Origin of the sequence: Mesorhizobium sp. LSJC285A00, from assembly GCF_000503155.1 — a bacterium.
Taxonomy (GTDB): domain Bacteria; phylum Pseudomonadota; class Alphaproteobacteria; order Rhizobiales; family Rhizobiaceae; genus Mesorhizobium.
Window position 1 is genome coordinate 130,270 of the sequence record NZ_AYVK01000027.1, and the last position, 20,562, is coordinate 150,831.

Here is a 20,562-nt window from a genome sequence, read left to right on the forward strand (position 1 = left end):
ACAAATGCCATGCCGCGTGGGCGAAAACCGCCCGCGCGTTGCCCTTAACGAGTGGTTGAGATAAACACGCGAAACTCCGGAAGACAAATTGTCGCCGGAATTCCGTCGCAAGAGCGTGGACGATGGGGACCGGGCCTTTGGCCGGTGACGATCGAGAGGCTGTCTAGAGTGGGACTTTTTGGCATGACCAAGAGAACTTATGCGCGCGTTGCGCTGCTGGCGCCGCTTGTCGCGTCCGGCCTCGCTCTGTCCGGTTGCATGGGCTCGCCTACCTACGGCACCGACAAGACGGCTGGCGAGCAGCTTGCCGGAGACCTTTCCGGCGCCTTCGCGATCACGCCCAAGCACAAGGAACAGATCGACTACAGGCCGCGTCCGGAGCTGGTAAAGCCGGCGCCGGGGCAGAAGGAAGTGCTGCCGCCGCCGCAGGAAAGCATCGAGACGGCGAGCACCGATTGGCCCGAATCGCCCGAGCAGCGCCGCGCCCGCCTGCGTGCCGACGCCACTGCCCACCAGGACGACCCGTCCTATCAGTCGGGGATCGTCGATGACGTGCAGACCGATCCGGCTTCCGTGAAGAAGGCGCTGGCGGATTCGGGCTCCAGCCACCCGCCGGCCTGGTCGCCGAAGGATTCAGACAAGGGCCGCGCCGCCGAGATCCAGCGCCGCACCGCAGAGCAAAAGCAGGGCGACCCCAACACTCGCAGATATCTGAGCGAGCCGCCTCTGGCCTATCGAGCTGCCTCCGACACGGCGCCGCAGGGCGAACTCGGCGAGGATGAATACAAGAAGGAACGCCGCCTCAAGAAGGAAGCGGCCGCCAAGGGCAAGAGCGGCGGGCTCTTCGACTGGCTGCCCTCCTGGTAGGAACCGTCGCCTTCGGTAGCTGAAGGCTCTACGTTTCGCGTCTTTCCCGAAAGAATTCCCTGAGCAGCAGCGCCGCGTCGGCCTCGGCCATGCCCGGATAGATGTCGGGCGTATGGTGGCAGGTCGGCGAGGCGAAGAAGCGCACGCCGTTGACCACCGCGCCGCCCTTCTCGTCGGCCGCGCCGAAATAGAGCCGGCGCAGCCTGGCGAAGGAAATGGCGCCTGCGCACATGGCGCAGGGTTCCAGCGTCACATAGAGGTCGTGGCCGGTCAGCCGCTCCCTGGAGAGCGTTTGGCAGGCCGCGCGGATGGCCAGCATTTCGGCATGCGCCGTCGGATCGGCAAGTTCGCGGGTGCGGTTACCGGCGGATGCCACCACCGTGTCGCCGCTGGCGATGACGGCGCCAACTGGAACTTCTCCGCGCAAGGCGGCGGCTTGCGCCTCTTTCAGCGCCAGCGCCATGAAATCCGGCCGCTTCACGCGGTTTCCATTCCGATTATCTCCTCGCCACTTGGCGGTGATCCTGTTATGGAGCGCGTCAACCCGAATATCGGAACAGATTTTCGGAAATGATCATGCGCCAAATCAAAGTGCTATAGCGTCCTTTGCGCGTCCGAAAGGATGCGCCACGCTGTAGCAGCGCAACAAGGCAAAGGCCACATGGACGACAACGACAAGAAATCTCCGCGCCACAAAGGCCCGGGCAAAAGCGGCCCTGGAGCCGCGGGGCCGCGCCGCGATGGCGCCGCCGGCAAAAGCGGCAAACCCTCCTTCGGGGCCAAGAAACCCTATTCACCGCGAGGCGCCCGGCCCGCAGCGGCTGAGGGCGAGCGGCCCAAGCGCGATTTCAAAAGTGGCGACCGGCCATTCAGCAAAGGTCCGCGTTCCGAAGGCAAGCCCTTCGAAAAGCGCGAGGGACCGCGCAAGCCATATGCACCACGCGGTGACCGGCCGATGGCAGCCGAAGGCGAGCGCAAGCCGTATGAAAAGCGCGAAGGGCCGCGCAAACCCTATGCGCCGCGTGGGGATCGCCCTATGGCGGCCGAGGGTGAACGCAAGCCGTATGAAAAGCGCGAGGGGCCGCGCAAGCCCTATGCACCGCGCGGCGATCGGCCGGTTGCGGCCGATGGCGAGCGGCCAAAGCGCGATTTCAAGGGCGGCGATCGGCCATTCAGCAAGGGGCCGCGTCCCGAAGGCAAGCCTTTCGAAAAGCGTGAAGGGCCGCGCAAGCCCTACGCACCGCGTGGCGATCGGCCTGCTTCCGCCGAGGGCGAAAAGCGTTTTGACCGGCCAAAGCGCGATTTTGGCGATCGCCCGCAGCGCGACGCCGGAGATCGTCCCAAGCGTGACTTCAGCGATCGCCCCAAGCGCGATTTCGGTGGTGACCGGCCGCAAGCATCTGGCGGCGCCTTCAAGCCGCGCCCGCGTCCGGCAGATGCGGAAGAAGCCGGCGAGCGTATCGCCAAGCGGTTGGCCCGCGCCGGCCTGGCGTCGCGCCGCGACGCCGAAGACCTGATCGCGGCGGGCCGTGTCAAGGTCAACAACCGGGCTTTGACCTCGCCGGCCTTCAACGTCATGCCGGGCGACATCATCCATCTCGACGGCATGGAGATCCCGCCGATCGAGCGCACCCGCCTGTTCCTGTTTCACAAGCCGGCCGGCGTCGTTACCACCAACCGCGACCCCGAGGGCCGCAAGACCGTGTTCGACGTGCTGCCGGCCGAATTGCCGCGGCTGATGACCATCGGCCGCCTCGACATCAACACCGAAGGCCTGCTGCTGCTCACCAATGATGGCGGTCTGTCGCGCGTGCTCGAACTGCCTGCCACTGGCTGGCTGCGCCGTTACCGCGTGCGCGTTCATGGCAAGGTCGAGGAAAGCATGCTCGCAGGCCTGCGTGAAGGCATTGCCGTCGACGGCGTCTTCTACGGCGCCATCGAGGCGACGCTCGATCGTGAACAAGGCACCAACGCGTGGCTGACGATCGGCCTGCGCGAAGGCAAGAACCGCGAAGTGAAGAACATCCTTGGATCGCTCGGCCTCGACGTGACGCGGCTGATCCGTATCTCCTACGGACCGTTCCAGCTCGACGATCTCGCCGAAGGCCATGTGCTGGAGATCAAGGGCCGCGTCTTGCGCGACCAGCTCGGCGAGCGACTGGTCGAGGAATCCGGCGCCAATTTCGACGCCGAGATCATCAAGCCGTTTTCCAACCAGCCGGTGCGGCGAGAGCGTGACGTGGAGCCGGAACGGCCGAAAGTCACCCGCGAGGGTGACCATCGGCCGATCGGCGAGGGCGGTCTGATCAAGAACCGCAAGCGCCGCGAAGGCAGCCGCGACGAAGCGCTCGGCAAGCTGTCGACCAGTCCCGAAAGGGGCGCGAGGCCGGAAAAGAGCTTTGGCGAACGCGGCCCGAGACCTGAGCGCAGCGAGTTTTCGGACAAGCCGCGCAGCGAGTTTCGCGAAAAGCCGCGCGGCGATTTTGGCGACAAGCCCCGTGGAGGCTTCGGCGACAAGCCGCGCGGCGCCTTTGGTGACAAACCGCGCGGCGGCAAGAAGCCCGAGCGCGAGCAGCGGCCGATCGATCCGCCGGGCCAGCGCAAGGCTAATGTCTGGATGGCGCCGGGCGCGCGTCCGATCGGCAAGGGCAGGGCGGAAGCCGATGCCGCCAAGGCGGCTGAGGCCAAGGCGCGCAAGGCGTCGTTCAAGCCGTCCTATGGCAAGCCGGGCGGAGCCAAGCCGTTCGGCAAGCCGGGTGGCGAGCGTCCGGATGGCAGTCGGGGCGGCGAGCGGCCACGCAACGGTCCCAAGGGCCCGAGGACCAGATGATGCCGGGACTTAAATGAGATCCGGCCTTAAATGAGACCCGGGCATAAATGAGAATCGTCGGCGGCCAATTTCGCGGGCGTCCGCTGGCGACGCCGCGCGACCATGCCATCCGCCCGACGACCGACCGCGCCCGCGAGGCCGTCTTCAACGTGTTGGCGCACCGCTTTGCCGACAAGCTCGACGGCGCGCGTGTGCTCGACCTTTTCGCCGGCACCGGCGCTCTCGGCCTCGAAGCGCTGTCGCGCGGCGCTTCCTATGGCGTCTTTATCGAAGAATCGGCCGAAGGGCGCGGCCTGATCCGCACCAATGTCGAAGCTTTTGGCCTTACCGGCCGCACCAAGATCTTCCGCCGCGACGCGACCGCCCTGGGTGAGGCCGGTACGCTTGCGGCATTCGGCCTGGTCTTCGCCGATCCGCCCTATGGCAAGGGCCTTGGCGAGCGCGCCCTGCGCTCGGCCAGGGATGGCGGCTGGTTGCTGCCCGGCGCGCTCTGCGTGGTCGAGGAAGCCGCCTCGGCGCCCTTCGAGATTGGGCCGGAATTCTCGGTGGTTGATGAACGAAACTACGGCGAGACGGTGGTCCGGTTCATCGAGCTTGCGTAAGGGTGGGGCGATCGGCGCCTTCAAAATGACGCACAATTCACTTTGCCTCCGCGGCTAACCTTGCCTATCGTCGCGCGATAACAACCGGAGCCATCAATGACATTTCATACTGAATGGCTGCGGAGAGCCTTGCTCGCCACCGCGCTGACCATGGCCGGCCCGGCCCTGGCCGCGGATGATGGCAAGGTGGCCAACTTCCTGCTCGACAATGGCATGGAGGTGGTGGTCATTCCCGATCATCGCGCCCCCATCGTCACCCATATGGTGTGGTACAAGATCGGCAGCGCCGACGAGCCGCCAGGCAAGTCCGGCATAGCGCACTTCTTCGAACACCTGATGTTCAAGGCCACGACCAACCACGCCGCGGGCGAGTTCGACCGCGCCATATCGGCCATCGGCGGCTCCAACAACGCCTTCACCTCATATGACTACACTGCCTTCCACGAGACGGTGGCGCCCTCGGCACTTGGTGAGATGATGAGCTTCGAGGCCGATCGCATGCGCAACCTCATCTTGACCGACGAGGTCATCAAGACCGAGCGCGACGTGATCCTGGAAGAGCGCCGCGCGCGCATCGACAGCAATCCGCAGGCGGTGCTCGACGAAGAGGTCGACGCGACGCTCTGGCAGAACCAGCCCTACCGCATTCCGGTGATCGGCTGGATGCAGGAGATGGAGCAGTTGAACCGCACCGATGCGGTTGCCTTCTATGACAAATACTACCGCCCCAATAATGCGGTGCTGATCGTGGCCGGCGATGTCGAGCCGGAGGTCGTGAAGGCGCTGGCCGAAAAAACCTATGGCAAGGTCGCGCGCGGTCCCGACCTGCCCCCGCGCATCCGCCCGGTCGAGCCGGAGCAGAACACCAAGCGCACGGTGACGCTCACCGATGGGCGCGTTTCGGTGCCGAGCTTTTCGACGCAATGGGTGGTTCCGTCCTACCACACGGCAAAACCCGGCGAGGCCGAGGCGCTCGACCTGCTGGGAGAGATCCTTGGCGGCGGCAGCCGCAGCAGGCTCTACCAGCAACTCGTGGTCAAGCAAGGCATCGCATCGGCGACCGGCGCCTTCTTCCAGGGTACGATGCTCGACGCCACCAATTTCACCGTCTATGGCGCGCCGCGCGGCGACGCCAAGCTGAGCGACGTCGAGGCGGCCGTCGAGGCCGAGATCGCCCGCATCGTCAAGGACGGCGTCACCGCGGACGAGCTGGAGAAGGCCAAGGCCCGCTATATCAGGGCCATGATCTTCGCCCGCGACAAGCAGGACGAGATGGCCAATCTCTACGGCGCCGAGCTCGCCACCGGCGGCAACGTCAGGGATATCGAGGAATGGCCGGACCGCATTCGCAAGGTCACCGCCGATGAGATCAAGGCGGTCGCCGCACGCTATCTGCTGCTCGATCGTACGACGACCGGCTATCTCTTGCCGCAGCAACAGGCGGGGAATTGATGATGACGAGATTGAGCGTTAGCGCTGTCCCTCACCTGCCTGCCGGCATCCTCTCCCCCTATAGTGACGGGGAGAGGGGCGCTGTCATCGTCGATTTCGCCAACCATCAGCGTCGTAAGAAGAGCGCCAGCGTCGCGGCGAGACCCCTTCTCCCCGTCACTATACGGGGAGAAGTGCCCGGCAGCGGGATGAGGGGCGGAGCTGACCTTGGCGATCAATGGCCTGATGCGATTACTCATAGGCGCATCGCGGTTCTCCACGCCCTCGCCACACTGTTCCTCGGCATCTTCTTCCTCATCCTGCCGGCGCTTGCCGCGCACGCGATGGACATCCAACCGGTGACCTCGTCAAAGGGCGTCAATGCCTGGCTGGTCGAGGACCACTCCATTCCGATCATCGCCATCCGCTTCGTCTTCGATGGCGGCTCGACGCAGGATCCGGCGGGGCGGGAAGGGTTGGTCAATCTGATGACCGGCCTGTTCGACGAGGGCGCCGGCGACCTCGACAGCGAGGCCTTCCAGATCAAGCTTGACGATGCCGGCGCAGAGATGGGCTTCGAAGCGGCGCGCGACGGCACCTATGGCGCGATGCGGATGCTGGCCGAGCAGAAGGATGCGGCCTTCGACCTGCTCAGGCTGGCGGTCACCAGCCCGCGCTTCGACCAGGCGCCGATCGACCGCATCCGCGCCCAGATCCTGTCCGGCATCATCGCCAATGAGCGTGACCCCAACACCGTCGCGCAAACCAAATGGCTGCGCGCGATCTATGGCGAACATCCGTATTCCAGGCCCGACCAGGGCACCAAGGACAGCATCGCCACCATCACGGCAGCGGATCTGGCTGCCTTCCACAAGGCCAATTTCGCCCGCAGCGGCCTGCATGTTGCGGTGGTCGGCGACATAGATGCCGCGACGCTGAAACGGAAGCTCGATGAGGTCTTCGGCGATCTGCCGGAAAAGCAGGTGCTGCAACCGGTTGCCGATACGGAGCTGAAGCTCGGCCAGCAGCTCGAGGTCGACTACGACCTGCCGCAGACCTCGCTGCAGTTTGCCTACCCCGGTGTGAAGCGCGATGCGCCGGATTTCTTCCCCGCGGTGCTGATGAACCAGATTCTCGGCGGCGGCACCTTCACCTCGCGCCTCTATGACGAGGTGCGGGAAAAGCGCGGCTTGGCCTACTCCGTCGATTCCAACCTGGTCGACCACCAGCATTCCAATGCGCTGATCATCACCACGGCGACGCGTTCCGACCGCGCCGCCGAGACGCTCGCCATCGTCAAGGAGGTGGTCAAGAAGATGGCGCAGGAGGGGCCGACCGAGGCCGAGCTGGACGCGACCAAGAAATACATGGTCGGCTCCTATGCTATCAGCAATCTGGATTCTTCCAGCGCCATTGCCGCGACCCTGGTGGAATTGCAGCTCGACAATCTCGGCATCGACTACGTGCAGCGCCGCGCGGCGCTCATCAACGGCGTGACGCTCGATCAGGTCAAGGCAGCGGCGAAGAAGCTGCTGACGCCGGCGCCCGCGATCATGAGCATCGGGCCGAAGCTGGAGGCCAAATGACAGGTCCGACTTTCGGTATCGCCTTTGGCGGCGGCGGCGCGCGCGGCCTCGCCCATATCCACATCGTCGAGGCGCTGGACGAGCTCGGCATCAAGCCGGTGGCCATCGCCGGCTCCTCGATCGGCGCCATCATGGGCGCCGGCATGGCCTCGGGCATGAGCGGCAAGGACATCGAGGACTACGCCCGCTCGATCCTCGGCCGCCGCGCCGAGGTGGCGGCGCGCATGTGGCGCTCGCGTCCCGGCACCATCGCCGAGGCGATGCAGGGCGGCATCCGCGTGAGCCAGTTCAACATAGAGCGCATCTTGAAGGCGTTCCTGCCGGAAGCCATCCCGGAAACCTTCGCCGAGCTGATGATTCCGCTCAAGGTGACGGCGACGGACTATTTCGGTCACAAGCTGGCCGTCTTCGACGAGGGCGACCTGCATTCGGCGCTCGCCGCCTCGGCTGCCATTCCCGCGGTGTTCCGCCCGGTGACGCGCGACGACCGCGTGCTGATCGACGGCGGCATCTACAATCCGGTGCCGTTCGACCTCATCGAAAACGCCGCCGACATCATCATCGCCATCGACGTCGTCGGCGCGCCTAGCGAGGCCGAGCGCAAGCACCCGACCACGGTCGACCTGATGTATGGCGCCACGCAATTGATGATGCAGTCGATCATCGCCCACAAGCTGAACCAGCGCCCCCCCGACATACTGATCCGCCCGCCGGTGTCGAAATACCGCGTGCTCGATTTCATGAAGATCGACACGCTGCTGGCCGAGACGCAGGAGGTCAAGGACGAACTGAAGCGGGAGGTGGAAAGAGTGGTCGAGGCGCGTGCCAAGGGCAAGCGGGGGAAGAAAGCAGGGTGAGCTGCCGATCTCCCCCCTCGAGGGGGAGATGGCCGGCAGGCCAGACGGGGTCGTCTCGCGTGAAGCTAGACCTCCTACTGTCGATAGGAGGTTGCGTCAGGACGGACCGACCGCCTCTGTCGCCTTCGGCGACATCTCCCCTCAAGGGGAGATTACCCCACCAGCGTCTCACACCCTCCCAGCCGCATATTCCAGCGCCACCACGCCATTGCTGAACTGTACGGTCGAGATCGGCTCCAACGCCACCGGCATATCGGGCGGGAACAGCTTCTTGCCCTCCCCGACGGAGCCAGGGTAGCTCAGCAGCCTGACGCGATCGACCAGACCATGGCGCAGCAATTCCCGCGCGACGCTCAGGCTGCCATGCACATAGATGTTGCCGCCGCTGCCTTGCTTCAGCGCCCGAACCGCTTCCGGCAACGCACCCTTCAGCAACTCGGCCGGTTTCCAGTCGAGTGCCTTCGGGCTTGTCGACGCGACATATTTCGGCAGCGCATTGAACCGGTCGGCGAAGTCTCCGGTTTCCTTGGGCCAAGAGCCGGCAAAAATCTCGTAGGTCGTGCGCCCCAGAAGCATGGCCCCGCTGTCGGCAAGCTCGTCCTCCTTGAACCTTTGCATCTCATCGTTCCAGGTCACGCTGGGCAGCTTCTCGACCTCGGCGATGCCATCGATGCTGACTCGGTGATAATAAGGTTTCTCATGGCGCTCTCCTTCTTCTGTCAAAGGACGAACCGTGTGAGCCTTTTGCGACCGCTCTGCGAAAAAAAGCGCTTTGTTGAGCAGGCGTTGCTGTCGGGCGCTGGCCCATCGCGCTTAAAGGGGGGCGCTTCGGACACCATCGACAAACGCCAGAACGACCACACACGGAGCAACGCAGTAAACCAGTCTCGCTCTGCGGCCCGTCTTCGTCACAGCGTCGCTTGCGTCGAGATCGACGGTGATGTCCTCATAGCCCAGCACTTCGCGATCAAGCGGGTAGGCGGCCTTGTAGACAGCTTCCTTGGCGGCAAAAAGGATGCGACCGGCAAGACACGAGTCGGTTGCGTCGATCCGGTCAGCGGGGACTGCAACCAGCGCGAAGATGTCGTCGGGCAGGGGCAAAGCGGGCTCGATATCGATGCCGAGCGAGGCGACGTGGGAGAGCGGCGCGACGGCCGCCACGGCTATCTCGTCGTCGTGAGCCAGCGACCCCGTTACTCCATGAGGCCATACCGGTGCGCCGGAGGAGCCGCGGAGGATAGCGACGTCGTTCAAGCCCATATCCGCCAGCAACTCGTGCGCGATCCACCGCGCCGCGCCACTCGCCCGCCGCATCAGCGGCAGGCGTGACGGGATGGAGCGTGCTTCCTGCGGCAGCAAATGGTTCTCATCGCCTTCGCGGATCGTGCGGCATCCGATCCGAACGCCGGCCGGCGTCATGGCGGCCATCGCCGCCAGCAGATGCGCCGACAGGCTGGCACCGGCATCGGGCGGGCGCGTCATGGCTTGTTCGCCCCGCAGAGCGAGGTCGGCGATCATTTCCCCGTCCTCGTCGGGCCCTTCTTCGACGAAACCGGCAGCGCGATAGAGGCGGCGTGCCGCTTCATTCCCAGGTTCGTAGCAGATCGAAACGTGGCTGATGTGGCCGAGCCGCATGATTTCATCCAGCACTTCGCGCAAAGCGGCCTTGCCGTAGCCTTGGCCCTGATGGACGCGACCGATCATGAAGCGGTAGATCCGCGCCTCGTCGTCGTCCTGCGGCGCCTCGTACATCAGGAAACCGACGACGCGATCCCCTGTCATGACGACGCGCGGCCGAGCGTCCCCGTCGGTTTCGGCTTCGTCCAGCGACTCCGCATTGCTGGCGACGAAATCCATCTGATCCGGGGCCAGCTCCAGGGCCGCGACCACAGCCCGGTTGGCCGCAGTCACCGAAACGAGGCGGATGTCTGCGCTCATCAAGCCGTTGCCTTGACGCCATCCTCCGGCACCGGCTCGACGAAGCGATGCAGCTTGGCCGGGTTGCCCCGCCAGATCGAGTTGGGCTCCAGCTCTTCGCCCTTCATCACGAAGGAGTCCGCGTCGACCATCGAGCCTTTGCCCATCACCACGCCGTAGTGGACAAAGGCGGAAGGTCCGAGCGTGCAACCATCGCCGATGCGGATGAAATCGGACTTGAACGCGCCTTCTTCCAGCGAGTGGGCCTGAATGACGCAGCCCTCGTTGAGCGTGACGTCGTCGCCGATCTCGACCAGCGAGCGCTCGGTCAGGTTGCTGCCGCCATCATAGACCCGGCTGCCGACCTTGACGCCGAGCAGGCGCAGGATCATCGGCCGGAACGGCGTGCCGGCGAACAGGCGCACGATCGGCGAATCCGCCAGCTTCCAGTGGCGTTCGTGGCGCCAGAAGGCGACGTCGTAGATCGTCGTCATCTGCGGCTTTAACCGGCCAAAGCCAAGGCTTGCCCGCTCGACCAGAATGTAGAACGGAATGGTGATCGCCGAGGTCAAAAGCACGGCGGCGAACAGGGCGACCTCCGCCCATTCCGTATAGTAGTTTAGCGCCCGGTCCCAGATCGCCAGCGTGACGAACAGCATGACCCATTGCGTTGCCAGGAACAGAAGAATGGTCACCAGGTTGTGGCGGTTCTTGTGCGGGATGCGCCGGCGCCGGTCGGCCTCGTCGACGCCGGCGATAAGCTCCTTGTCGCGGTTCACCATGCGCGGGATTTCAAACGCAGGCGAACCGAGAAGGCCGACATTCTCGCGCACCGGCCCATCGATGGGGATCATCACCTTGGTGCCGAGCAGCACGTTGTCGCCGGTGCGGCCGTCCGGCGGATAATAGATGTTGTTGCCGAGATAGTTGCGTTCGCCGATGCGCGTCGGCTCGAGCCTGAAGGCCGAGGCGGATTTGTGCATGTTGATCATGAACAGCCCGTCCGAGACCATGGTCTCGGTGCCGATCTCGCACAGAAGCGGGTTTTCGTGCTGCTGGTTGGAGCCGAAATTGGAGCCGGTCTGCACCACTCTGTTGAGGTTCCAGCCGATGGCGCGCATGTAGTGCACGATTGCCGAGCTGTCGCCGGCCAGGAGCCCGAGCACGCGGGAATTGCTGGCGAATTCGGCGACGGTCTGCAGCCAGTAGCGGAAACCGTAAAGCGTGTAGGTGCGGCCCGGCTTCAAGATCAGGCTCGTCAGGCGCGGCACCAGCGTCGCTGCCAGGAAAGCCGCCGCGATATAGCCGAAAAGCGTGACCGTGGTGCCGATCGCGACAAGGCCGATCGTCTCCTGATAGTCGTCGCCGACATATTCCCAGTAGCTGTGGAACAGGAGCGGCAGCGGGGTGACGAGGCCAAACAGGCCGACCAGCTGCAGCGCTTCATAGAGGAAGCGCCGGACCTGGTAAGGATTGACATTGCGCACCTTGCAATAGTCCGCCGTGGTCGGCACCGCCGGCGATCCATGCCAGTGCTCGCCGTCGGGAATGCTTTGCCCGCGATGCAGCGAGGACGAATGGCCGAGCTGGGCGCCGTTGCCGATCCTGGTGTCGATGTCGAGCGTGGAGCCGACGCCGACGAAAGCATCGCGGCCGATGGTCAGCGGCCCGGTGTGGATATAACCGGACTGGGCCCTGAAGCCGAGGATCATCGATTCCTTGCGCAGGATGGTGTTGGCGCCGATGGAAATAAGATCCGTGCAGACGGGCACGGACTTCGATTCGATGACGGCGTTTTTCCCGAGCTTGGTGCCGAGCAGCTGCAGATAGAGGCTGTAGAGCGGGCTGCCGCGGAACAGCACGACGGGCGCGGTTCGGATCAATGTCTTGACCACCCAGAAGCGGAAGTAGCGCACGCCCCAGACCGGAAACGCCTCGGCCTTCCACCGGCCGATGAGCACCCATTTCGCCAGGACGGCAAAGCCCGACATGCCGAAGAACACGGCGGCCGAGAGCGCCACGCACCGGATATAGAGCTGCAGCGGATCGTCGAGCGCGTCATACATCCAGTTGAGGCCGTCATTGATCGCCCAGAGCGCCACGTAGCTGTAGAGGCCGTAGAACGAAAGCTGCGCCGCGCCGCAGGTCCAGTAGGCGAAGTTCGAGGCCCGGCGGGTGAGGACCGGCTCGTTGGTTGCCGTCGTCATCTCCTCCGCTACCCCCAGATGCAGCGCCAGGCGCGCCACTGTGGGATAGAGATAGATGTCGCGCATCGACGTCGTCGCCCATTCCTTCCTGGTGCGCACGCGCGCGCAGAAATGCGCCATCAGCAAGGAGTTGGCGCCGAGATCGTCGAAGAAGTGATCCTCGACCGACACCGCGTCGAATTTCAGCACCGTGGCCAGCGCTTCCGCCAGGAAACGCTCGTCCTCATTGGCGGGCGGCACCATCGTGCGATCGGCCGAAAGCCGGATGCTCGTCGGCTTCGGCAGCTGGCGCAGGTCTACCTTGTTGGAGACGGTCATCGGGATGGCAGGCAGTTCCTCCAGATAGGCGGGCACCATGTAGTCGGGCAGCCGCCGCTTCATCGTCTGGGCGAGATCCGCACGGGAAACCGCCGCTACGCCGGTTTTAAGCGCGTAATAGGCAACGAGTTCGACGCGGCCGGGCTCGATCTCCCAGGTGGTCACGGCGGCCTGGGCGATCTCGGGCTGGTCGAGCAGCACCGCCTCGATCTCGCCGAGTTCGATGCGATATCCGCGAATCTTCACCTGCGTGTCGATGCGCCCGGCATACTCGATCTCGCCGCTATCGTTGATCCGGCCAAGATCGCCGGTGCGGTAGATGCGCTGCGACGGGTTGTTCGGCAGGCCGACGAAATCGGCGATGAATTTATGGTCGGTCAGGTCCGGCCGGTTCAGATAACCGACGGCGAGCCCGATGCCGGCAATGCCGATCTCGCCCAGTTCACCGGGCTCGGCAAGTTGCGGCAGCGAAGCGTCGAGAATGACGATCGAGTAAGTCGGCAACGGCGCGCCGATCGTGACGGGACGGTCCGGCGTCAGCGCCCCCATCGTTGCGGTGACGGTCGCCTCGGTCGGCCCGTAGGTGTTGAGGATCTGCCGGCCCGGCTTCGACCAGCGCACCACCAGATTGTGCGGGCAGGCCTCGCCGCCCACCAGAAGCGTGCGCAGGCTGGGAACGTCCGATGTCATCGATGACAACAATGTCGGGCTGCAGGCCATGCAGGTGATGTCATGGAGGCGCAGGAAATCCGCCAGTTCCTCGCCCACCAGCGGCATCTGGCCAGGAGCCGGCACCACCGTCGCGCCGGCGACGAACGGCACCCAGATCTCTTCGGAGGAAAAGTCGAAGGCAATGGTCATGCCCTGATACACCCGGTCGCCCGGCCGGTAGCCGTAGGAGGCGGCCGCGACGTGTATGAAATTGACGAAGCTCTGGTGCGTGATGACCACGCCCTTGGGCTTGCCAGTGGTGCCCGAGGTATAGAGGATGTAGCAAATGTCGTCGGCCGCCTGCGGCTTCAGCGGCGCGGGCGACTGCGCGGAAATCTCGGCGGCGGCGCTGTCGATCAGCACATGGGGAACGGGCAGTTGACCGGCGCGCGACGCATAGGCGGCGATGGTGACGATCATGCTGACGGCGGCGTCTTCGATGATCAGCGCCATCCGCTCCTGCGGAAACGCGGTGGCCAGCGGCACGAAGGCAGCCCCCGCCTTCATCACCGCCAGCAACGCGACATAGGTCTCCGCCGACCGGTCGAGAATGAGCCCGACCCGGTGGCCCGGCCGCACGCCGTGCTTGATCAGCATGCGGGCGAACTGGTTGGCACGGCTGTTCAGCTCCTGATAGGTCCACACGCGCTCTTCGGAGATCACCGCCGGCAGTGCGGCAAACGTTACGGCGAGCTGCTCGAACACCGTATCGAGCCGCTCACCCGGCTGCAGGGCAAAGTCGGCGCCCGTCAGGACCTGGCCGTCCCTTGCCGCGGCGCGAGCGATCCTTGCCAGCGCATCGATGCTTGCCAGGCTGCCGATCGCCGTTGCCGCGTCGCTGTCCAGTTCGGCGATATCGTAGTCCATGTCCATACTTTCTCGTCCTCGCCGGGCATTGCCCGGCTGTTCATGCCGCCGCTGGAGGAGGCACTGCGCCGCCGCTGCGATTTTGTTGGTGGAGGGCTTCCAAAAAGGAAGTGCCCGGAATCCCGACCGGGAAGCTTATGCCACCCGATCTTTTCGCCGGTTTTTCCGAACTGTTGAATTTTGTTTCTGGAGTGTGTCTGGGCGGGGAGCTTGGCCGGCCGCTCGCTGCACCTTGCGGGGGAGGGTTCAGCCTCCGTGGCAACCCGGAAAGAGACTATGAGCGAACCTCATGCGGACGGCGCCGGCGAGCTGTCTACGATGGGGCGTTACGGCGACCCAGCAGCAGAGCGATGCCCAACGCCGGAAGCGTTGCCGCCGCAACGGCGAAGAAGACGAATTGCCCGGTCGACGCGGCGACCAAGCCGAGCGCCGGACTGCCGAAGCCGAGCGCCACGTCGAGGAAGACGGTGTAGAGTCCCATTGCCAGGCCGCGGCTGCGCGACGGAAGACGGCCTACGGCCTCGGCGCCGAGGCCGGGATAGACCAGCGAGTAGCCGAGGCCAGTCAGACCCGCTCCGATCGCGGCGACAACAGGCCCGGTCGCAAGCCAGATCAGCATCAGCCCTGCCGCCTCGACCGCGACGAAGATCACAGCGACGCGTGCGCCCCCAAGCCTGTCGGGCAGGTGGCCGAAGCACAGCCTTGCCACGGTCAGCGACGCGGCATAGGCCGTGAAGGGAAGCCATACCGGCTGCCAGCTCCGCTCGGCGAAGAGCAGGGCGCCGAAGCCCAGAATAGCACCATAGCCGAGGCTGCTGAAAGCAGCTCCGACGCCAGGAAGCCAGACCGCTTTCGCCACGCTCCTCCATGACTGCGGCGCGCTGCTCGCGACGGCGCTGGTGCCGCGCATCGGCAGGATGGCAAGCAGCGTCGCCAGCGGCAGGACGATCGTCGCGAGTGCGATCGCGGTGAAACCGCTCGCTGCATAAAGCGCAGATCCGGCCGGCGCCCCTAGCGCGAGCGCCGCAAACATCGCCGTGCCCACCCAGGCTATGACTTTTCCGGAGTTCTGTCCGCCCGCAACGGAGAGGCCCCAGGCGACGCCGCCGGTGATGATGAAGCTCTCGGACGCGCCCAGCACCGCCCGTCCGGCGAACAGCGCCGATGCGGACGCTACCGGCCGGTCGAGCAATGCCAGCGAGCCGAGGTAAAATAGCCCGGCAAGGGTAGCGGCAATGAGGCCGACGACGACGGCGCGCTTGCCGCCGCGCCCATCGGCATAGTTGCCAGCCCCGATGCGCGACAGCATCGAGGCGACGAACTGGCTGCCCGTCACCAGTCCCACTGCGAAGGGGCCGAAGCCAAGCTGCTGGTGAAGATGCAGCGGCAGGACGGGTAGCGCCAGGCCGATCAGCAGGAAGCCGGCGAAGACAGCCGCCATGATCGGCGTCAGTTCCGCCATGACGCCATTTCGGTCTGATATCCGCGCCATTTTGGTCAATCGGTAATCCAACTGTTCGGATCAGTAGCGTTCGTAGGTCACGCGCCAGCCTTCGGCCGGGTTGTCAGGCGTGAGGACCAGTTTGTTGTCCGAGACCTCGAATTTGCGTTTCATGCTCTTGCCGACAAGGTTGCGGACCAGGGAGGACTCGATCGTGATGACGAAGGTCTTGTCCTTGTCGTTGATGGCGACCGGCCCGTAATAGGCTTCGTAGCCATTCGCCGTGTAAGGCGTGTCCGGCGCCTTGGGGTCGGGGTTCTGCGCCTGCACCGAGAGGGTGCCGGCCTCGGTGAAGATGACCTGGCCGGAATAGGGCACGGGCTTCAGGTTTCCCTCGGCGCCGGCCTCCAGCGACGTCATGCGCCATGCGCCGATGATCGGAGGCTCTTGCGAGAAAGCTGGCGTGGCGACCGAAAGCGCAAGCGCAAGGGCGGCAATCTTCAATCTCATCGTCATATGTTGTCCCTTTTCTGAGTTGTGGGTGCGCACAGGCCGTCCGCCCGATCTTTGCTCACACCGAAAGCATGACCTTGATGGCGCGACGCTCGTCCATGGCGCGGTAGCCTTCAGCGACCTCGGCCAGCGGCAGCTTGAGGTCGAAGACCTTGCCGGGCTTGATCCGACCTTGCAGCACACGGTCCATCAGGTCAGGCAGGAAGCGGCGCACCGGCGCCGGGCCGCCCAGCATGCGTTTCTGGCCGAAGAATAGTTTTTGGCCGTCGAAGTTCACGCCATGGGGCACGCCGACATAGCCGATGGTGCCGCCAGGGCGGGAGCAGGCCAGCGCCTGGTCGAAGGATTCTCCCGTGCCGACGCATTCCAGCACGGAGTCCGCGCCGACGCCCTTGGTGAGTTCCTTGATGCGGGCCACGCCTTCCTCGCCGCGCTCAGCGACGATTTCGGTGGCGCCGAACTCACGGGCGAGCTTTTGGCGGCTGGCGTGCCGGCTCATGGCGATGATGCGCTCGGCGCCCATCTCCTTGGCCGCAAGCACGCCCATCAGGCCGACCGCACCATCGCCGACCACGACCACCGTCGATCCTTCGCGGACCTCGGCTGCGTCGGCCGCATACCAGCCGGTGCCGAGCACATCGGACACAGCCAGCAGGTCAGGGATGAGTTCGGCCGGCGGCACCTCGGCGGTGGCGACCAGTGTGCCATCGGCCAGCGGTACGCGGGCGTAAGGCGCCTGCGCGCCCGACATGAACTCGCGCTGCACGCAAGACGACTGGAAGCCGAAGCGGCAATGCGGGCAGGTGTTGTCCGAGAGGCAGAACGAGCCGACGACGAACTGGCCGGGGCGGACCGTGCGCACCTCTGCGCCGACCTCGACGACGATGCCGCAATATTCGTGGCCCATATGCATCGGCCCGGCGACCGGCTGCAGCCCGCGATAGGGCCACAGGTCCGAGCCGCAGATGCAGCTTGCCGACAGCTTGATGATGGCGTCCGTCGGCCGCATGATTTTCGGATCGGCGATTTCCTCGCAGCGTATGTCGCCCGGTTTGTGAAGAACGGTTGCAAGCATGTTGGTTCCTTTCGAGGAGAGATCAGGCGCCGTAGTCGGCGTCGCTGACATGTTCCAGCCAGTCCACGACCTTGCCGTCCTTGACCTCCTGGAGGGCGATGTGGGTCATGGCGGTCTGAGGCGACGCGCCGTGCCAGTGCTTTTCGCCGGGCGCGAACCAGACGACGTCGCCCGGACGGATTTCCTCGACCGGACCACCCTGGCGCTGCACGCGGCCGAGGCCGGAGACGACGATCAGCGTCTGGCCGAGCGGATGCGTGTGCCAGGCGGTGCGGGCGCCGGGCTCGAAGGTCACCTGTGCGCCTTGAATCCGCTCGGCGTCGAAGGGATTGAACAGCGGATCGATCCGCACCGTTCCGGTGAACCAGTCAGGCGGTCCCTTGCCGGAAGGCCTGGTGCCGGCGCGAAGAATGTCCATGGTGATCTCCTTTGCGTCCTCAAATGCGTTCGATGCGAAGCGGGAATTTGCCGCGAATGTGCAGGGCCTGCTCGCCCTCGTCGAAGCGGCCAAGCCTGATCAGCCCGGGATGGCGGTAGTGGGCGTAGAACATGGCCAGGTTGCCCCAGGGCATGAAATAGCACAGGTCATAGGGCTGCTCGTCGGCGAACGGACCGCTTCCCTCCTGCGTCAGCTTGCGTGGCAGATAGGCGATCTTCTCGTTATGGGCGTAGTCCTCGATCTCGAGGTCGAGCGGCAGCATGGAGAAGAAGTCGCGCGCCGAGGGATTGTCGTAGAGCGTGGCGGTCATGGTGCGGCCGTTGAAAACCATCCTGATCTTCATTTCGGTGGGCTCCTGGCTGACGGGAGATTGGCTTTCCTGGCCGGCGGCTGTGCGAGGCAGGGCCGCCACCGCGAGCGCGATGCCGAGCAATGTCCGGCGGCTGAGCGGCGCACGTTCGATCGTCATGGCAAAGACCTCCGGGCCATATACGCTGCGGCAAGGGCGGCGAGCGCCGATCCGCAGAGCAGCACCGCGCCCAGGGTGAACGGTCCCCACCAGCCGACCGTATCGAACAGCGTGCCGCCGATCGCGGCGCCGCCGGTGATGGCGAGCTGGATGACGGCTACCTGCAACCCGCCGCCGGCCTCCGCGTCGTTCGGCAACGTTCGGCTGAGCCACGTGCCCCAACCAACCGGCGCGGCCATGCCGAAGAAGCCCCAGGCAACGAGCAGCAGCGCTGTGGGACCCGGGAGTGCACCGAGCGCGATGAGCGCGGCGGCCAGCGCAGCCATGACCAGCGGGATGACGATGAGGATGCTGAACAGACGCGTACGCAAAAGCCGGCCGACGCACCATGTGCCGAGCACCCCGGCCAGCCCCATCGCCAGCAGGACCGCCGAGAGGGCGGCGATGTCGAGCCGGGTGACGTTCTCGAGGAAGGGCCGCAGATAGGTGAAGAGCGCGAACTGACCGATGAACAGCATCATGATCGACGCCATGCCGGTGGCGACGGGAAGACGGCCGAGCAGCGTCAGCGGATTGCCGGCACGCTTCCGCCGGCGCGGCGGCAGCGGCGGCAGGCTTGTCCACTGCCAGACCAGCGCCAGGAGCCCAAACGGCACGACGAGGAAGAAAGCGCCGCGCCAGCCGACATAGGCGCCAAGAAAACTGCCCAGCGGCGCGGCGATGGTGGCCGCAATGGCATTGCCGGCGTTCAGCATGGCGAGACCCTTCGGAACCATGTCTCGCGGCACGAGGCGCATGACGATCGCGGTCGACATCGACCAGAACCCGCCGATCGCGATACCGAGCAGCGCCCGGCCGACCATGAGCAACGCGTAGTTCGGCGCGAAGGTGACAGCCAGACCGGACACGATGAGGAGGAGGGTGAAGCCGGTCACGACCAGTCGGCGGTCGATGTGGCGCGTGAGGCCGGCGACCAGCAGGCTGGTCACGACGGCGAAAGCGCCCGAAATCGAGATCGCCTGTCCCGCGCGGCCCTCGGTGATACCGAGATCGGCCGCTAGCGGCGACAGCAGGCTGACCGGCATGAATTCCGACGCGATGAGCACGAAAACACACAGCGCCATCGACAACACCGCGCCCCATGCGGCGCGGTTTTCGACAAGCCTTGTGTCGTATGTGGTTTCCATGATTGGCATCCTGGCAAAGCGGCCGGACGGATCAGCCGCCATCGCTGCCAGAAGATATTGCAGCAGAACCCATTTAAGTAGACTAAGCAATCCGCATGGACTTATCTGCTCATGATATGAATGTCCGACGGGGGGGTGCCCTATGCAGCGCGATGGCATGAAGGATCTGCTCTGGTTCGTGGCGGTCGCCCGCGAACGCAGTTTCACCAGGGCGGCGGCCAAGCTCGGCACCTCGCAGTCGACCCTGAGTTCGACAATCAAGGAGCTTGAAGCTCGTCTTGGCGTCCGCCTGCTGACGCGTACGACGCGGAGCGTCTCTCCGACCGAGGCCGGCGAGCGACTTTTCCAATCTCTCGTTCCCCGCTTCGAGGAAATCGAATCCGACCTCGCAAGCCTGGTGGCCTTCCGCGACAAGCCCTCCGGAACGGTCCGCATCACCCTGTCCGACCATGCGCTCCAGACGACCGTCTGGCCGAAGCTCCAGCCCTTGCTCAACGACAATCCTGACGTGCGCGTCGAGCTCTACAGCGACAACGGCATGAAGAACATTGTGGAGGAGCGCTTCGACGCAGGCGTGCGGCTCGGCGAGAGCATCGACAGGGATATGATCGCAGTGCGCATCGGGCCGGATTGGAGGCTCGTGGCCGTGGCGTCGCCGGACTACTTTTCCCGCCATCCGGTTCCGACCTCGCCTCAGGACCTGGTCGACCATGACTGCATCAATATGCGGCAGGCGACGTTCGGCGGATTGTATGCCTGGGAATTCGCCAGGGATGGCCGCGACCTACGTGTGCGGGTGGAAGGCCAACTTACCTTCAATTCGTCCATTCCCATGATCGAGGCTGCGACAAGCGGCTTCGGGATCGCCTACGTCCCGGAAAACCTCGTCAGCCACCACATCGCCGACGGACGCCTCAGGCTCGTGCTTGACGACTGGAGTCCGCCTTTTGCCGGCTATCACCTCTACTACCCGAGCAGGCGACAGCTCTCCCCTGCGATGGCGGTGATCATCGACGCGCTCCGCCATCGCATCTGACCCAAGGACTGGTTGGATCATGAAGCTGAGCTCGGTAATGGCAGGTTCTACCTGGGCACCGCCCGGCTGTTCATGCCGCCGCTGGAGCAGGCGAGGGGCGCCGCTGCGATTTGTTGGTGGAGGGCTTCCAAAAAGGAAGAACCCGGATTCCTGACTTGGAAGCCTGTGCCACCCGATCTTTTCGCCGGTTTTTCCGAACTGTTGAATTT

At 64.9% G+C, this 20,562-nt stretch carries 17 protein-coding genes; 7 read left to right on the top strand and 10 right to left on the bottom strand.

Annotated features, from left to right (window positions below; all coding sequences use genetic code 11):
• Positions 1 to 183 precede the first annotated feature (183 nt).
• Positions 184 to 867, top strand: coding sequence for a hypothetical protein (locus X726_RS147545; protein ID WP_023671541.1), 684 nt, complete (start codon positions 184 to 186; stop codon positions 865 to 867).
• A gap of 28 nt (positions 868 to 895) precedes the next feature.
• Here X726_RS147545 and X726_RS147540 read toward each other — a convergent pair whose 3' ends face one another.
• Positions 896 to 1,348: a nucleoside deaminase gene (locus X726_RS147540; protein WP_023724815.1), complete on the bottom strand. Its 453-nt coding sequence runs from the start codon at positions 1,346 to 1,348 to the stop codon at positions 896 to 898.
• Positions 1,349 to 1,528: 180 nt separating this feature from the next.
• Here X726_RS147540 and X726_RS147535 point away from each other — a divergent pair, with 180 nt between their 5' ends.
• From X726_RS147535 to X726_RS147515, 5 genes are all read left to right on the top strand, one after another.
• Positions 1,529 to 3,697, top strand: a complete 2,169-nt coding sequence (locus X726_RS147535; protein ID WP_031215160.1) for a pseudouridine synthase — start codon at positions 1,529 to 1,531, stop codon at positions 3,695 to 3,697.
• 47 nt (positions 3,698 to 3,744) lie between these two features.
• Positions 3,745 to 4,299 carry a 16S rRNA (guanine(966)-N(2))-methyltransferase RsmD gene (gene rsmD / locus X726_RS147530; RefSeq protein WP_023671544.1) on the top strand — a complete coding sequence of 185 codons (555 nt, stop codon included), beginning with the start codon at positions 3,745 to 3,747 and terminating at the stop codon, positions 4,297 to 4,299.
• A 96-nt stretch (positions 4,300 to 4,395) separates the two neighbouring features.
• Positions 4,396 to 5,751, top strand: coding sequence for a pitrilysin family protein (locus tag X726_RS147525; RefSeq protein WP_023747744.1), 1,356 nt, complete (start codon positions 4,396 to 4,398; stop codon positions 5,749 to 5,751).
• A gap of 188 nt (positions 5,752 to 5,939) precedes the next feature.
• Positions 5,940 to 7,316 (top strand): pitrilysin family protein, encoded by a 1,377-nt coding sequence (locus tag X726_RS147520; RefSeq protein WP_023671546.1) that lies wholly within the window; start codon positions 5,940 to 5,942, stop codon positions 7,314 to 7,316.
• Positions 7,313 to 8,173 carry a patatin-like phospholipase family protein gene (locus X726_RS147515; protein WP_023671547.1) on the top strand — a complete coding sequence of 287 codons (861 nt, stop codon included), beginning with the start codon at positions 7,313 to 7,315 and terminating at the stop codon, positions 8,171 to 8,173. Before X726_RS147520 ends, X726_RS147515 begins: the two co-directional genes overlap by 4 nt.
• 168 nt (positions 8,174 to 8,341) lie before the next feature.
• On the opposite strand, the gene X726_RS10505 is transcribed toward X726_RS147515, so the two are convergent.
• From X726_RS10505 to X726_RS147480, 9 genes are all read right to left on the bottom strand, one after another.
• Positions 8,342 to 8,896 carry a dihydrofolate reductase family protein gene (locus X726_RS10505; RefSeq protein WP_023671548.1) on the bottom strand — a complete coding sequence of 185 codons (555 nt, stop codon included), beginning with the start codon at positions 8,894 to 8,896 and terminating at the stop codon, positions 8,342 to 8,344.
• Between the two features lie 90 nt (positions 8,897 to 8,986).
• Entirely contained in the window at positions 8,987 to 10,111 is a 1,125-nt protein-coding gene (locus tag X726_RS1000000172410) for a GNAT family N-acetyltransferase (RefSeq protein WP_023671549.1), read from the bottom strand.
• Positions 10,111 to 14,199: a Pls/PosA family non-ribosomal peptide synthetase gene (locus X726_RS147510; RefSeq protein WP_023671550.1), complete on the bottom strand. Its 4,089-nt coding sequence runs from the start codon at positions 14,197 to 14,199 to the stop codon at positions 10,111 to 10,113. Before X726_RS147510 ends, X726_RS1000000172410 begins: the two co-directional genes overlap by 1 nt.
• Before the next feature lie 307 nt (positions 14,200 to 14,506).
• Entirely contained in the window at positions 14,507 to 15,685 is a 1,179-nt protein-coding gene (locus tag X726_RS147505) for an arabinose transporter (RefSeq protein WP_023671551.1), read from the bottom strand.
• Between the two features lie 30 nt (positions 15,686 to 15,715).
• Positions 15,716 to 16,150 carry a lipocalin-like domain-containing protein gene (locus tag X726_RS147500; RefSeq protein WP_023671552.1) on the bottom strand — a complete coding sequence of 145 codons (435 nt, stop codon included), beginning with the start codon at positions 16,148 to 16,150 and terminating at the stop codon, positions 15,716 to 15,718.
• Between the two features lie 55 nt (positions 16,151 to 16,205).
• Complete coding sequence (locus X726_RS147495) at positions 16,206 to 17,222, bottom strand: zinc-dependent alcohol dehydrogenase family protein (protein ID WP_023671553.1); 1,017 nt, start codon at positions 17,220 to 17,222, stop codon at positions 16,206 to 16,208.
• Positions 17,223 to 17,244: 22 nt separating this feature from the next.
• Complete coding sequence (locus X726_RS147490; RefSeq protein ID WP_023671554.1) at positions 17,245 to 17,640, bottom strand: cupin domain-containing protein; 396 nt, start codon at positions 17,638 to 17,640, stop codon at positions 17,245 to 17,247.
• 19 nt (positions 17,641 to 17,659) lie between these two features.
• Complete coding sequence (locus X726_RS147485; protein WP_023671555.1) at positions 17,660 to 18,130, bottom strand: cyclophilin-like fold protein; 471 nt, start codon at positions 18,128 to 18,130, stop codon at positions 17,660 to 17,662.
• Complete coding sequence (locus tag X726_RS147480; RefSeq protein WP_031215163.1) at positions 18,127 to 19,317, bottom strand: MFS transporter; 1,191 nt, start codon at positions 19,315 to 19,317, stop codon at positions 18,127 to 18,129. Before X726_RS147480 ends, X726_RS147485 begins: the two co-directional genes overlap by 4 nt.
• Positions 19,318 to 19,459: 142 nt before the next feature.
• Between X726_RS147480 and X726_RS147475 the strand changes: the two genes are divergently transcribed.
• Positions 19,460 to 20,353: a LysR family transcriptional regulator gene (locus X726_RS147475; protein ID WP_023671557.1), complete on the top strand. Its 894-nt coding sequence runs from the start codon at positions 19,460 to 19,462 to the stop codon at positions 20,351 to 20,353.
• Positions 20,354 to 20,562: the final 209 nt, after the last annotated feature.

What these genes read in the sequence shown, in the direction of transcription:
- X726_RS147545 (WP_023671541.1), top strand. Translation starts at nt 184, where the DNA reads ATGACCAAGAGAACTTATGCGCGCGTTGCGCTGCTGGCGCCGCTTGTC.
- X726_RS147535 (WP_031215160.1), top strand. Translation starts at nt 1,529, where the DNA reads ATGGACGACAACGACAAGAAATCTCCGCGCCACAAAGGCCCGGGCAAA.
- rsmD (WP_023671544.1), top strand. Translation starts at nt 3,745, where the DNA reads ATGAGAATCGTCGGCGGCCAATTTCGCGGGCGTCCGCTGGCGACGCCG.
- X726_RS147525 (WP_023747744.1), top strand. Translation starts at nt 4,396, where the DNA reads ATGACATTTCATACTGAATGGCTGCGGAGAGCCTTGCTCGCCACCGCG.
- X726_RS147520 (WP_023671546.1), top strand. Translation starts at nt 5,940, where the DNA reads ATGAGGGGCGGAGCTGACCTTGGCGATCAATGGCCTGATGCGATTACT.
- X726_RS147515 (WP_023671547.1), top strand. Translation starts at nt 7,313, where the DNA reads ATGACAGGTCCGACTTTCGGTATCGCCTTTGGCGGCGGCGGCGCGCGC.
- X726_RS1000000172410 (WP_023671549.1), bottom strand. Translation starts at nt 10,111, where the DNA reads ATGAGCGCAGACATCCGCCTCGTTTCGGTGACTGCGGCCAACCGGGCT.
- X726_RS147510 (WP_023671550.1), bottom strand. Translation starts at nt 14,199, where the DNA reads ATGGACATGGACTACGATATCGCCGAACTGGACAGCGACGCGGCAACG.
- X726_RS147505 (WP_023671551.1), bottom strand. Translation starts at nt 15,685, where the DNA reads ATGGCGCGGATATCAGACCGAAATGGCGTCATGGCGGAACTGACGCCG.
- X726_RS147500 (WP_023671552.1), bottom strand. Translation starts at nt 16,150, where the DNA reads ATGACGATGAGATTGAAGATTGCCGCCCTTGCGCTTGCGCTTTCGGTC.
- X726_RS147495 (WP_023671553.1), bottom strand. Translation starts at nt 17,222, where the DNA reads ATGCTTGCAACCGTTCTTCACAAACCGGGCGACATACGCTGCGAGGAA.
- X726_RS147490 (WP_023671554.1), bottom strand. Translation starts at nt 17,640, where the DNA reads ATGGACATTCTTCGCGCCGGCACCAGGCCTTCCGGCAAGGGACCGCCT.
- X726_RS147485 (WP_023671555.1), bottom strand. Translation starts at nt 18,130, where the DNA reads ATGACGATCGAACGTGCGCCGCTCAGCCGCCGGACATTGCTCGGCATC.
- X726_RS147480 (WP_031215163.1), bottom strand. Translation starts at nt 19,317, where the DNA reads ATGGAAACCACATACGACACAAGGCTTGTCGAAAACCGCGCCGCATGG.
- X726_RS147475 (WP_023671557.1), top strand. Translation starts at nt 19,460, where the DNA reads ATGCAGCGCGATGGCATGAAGGATCTGCTCTGGTTCGTGGCGGTCGCC.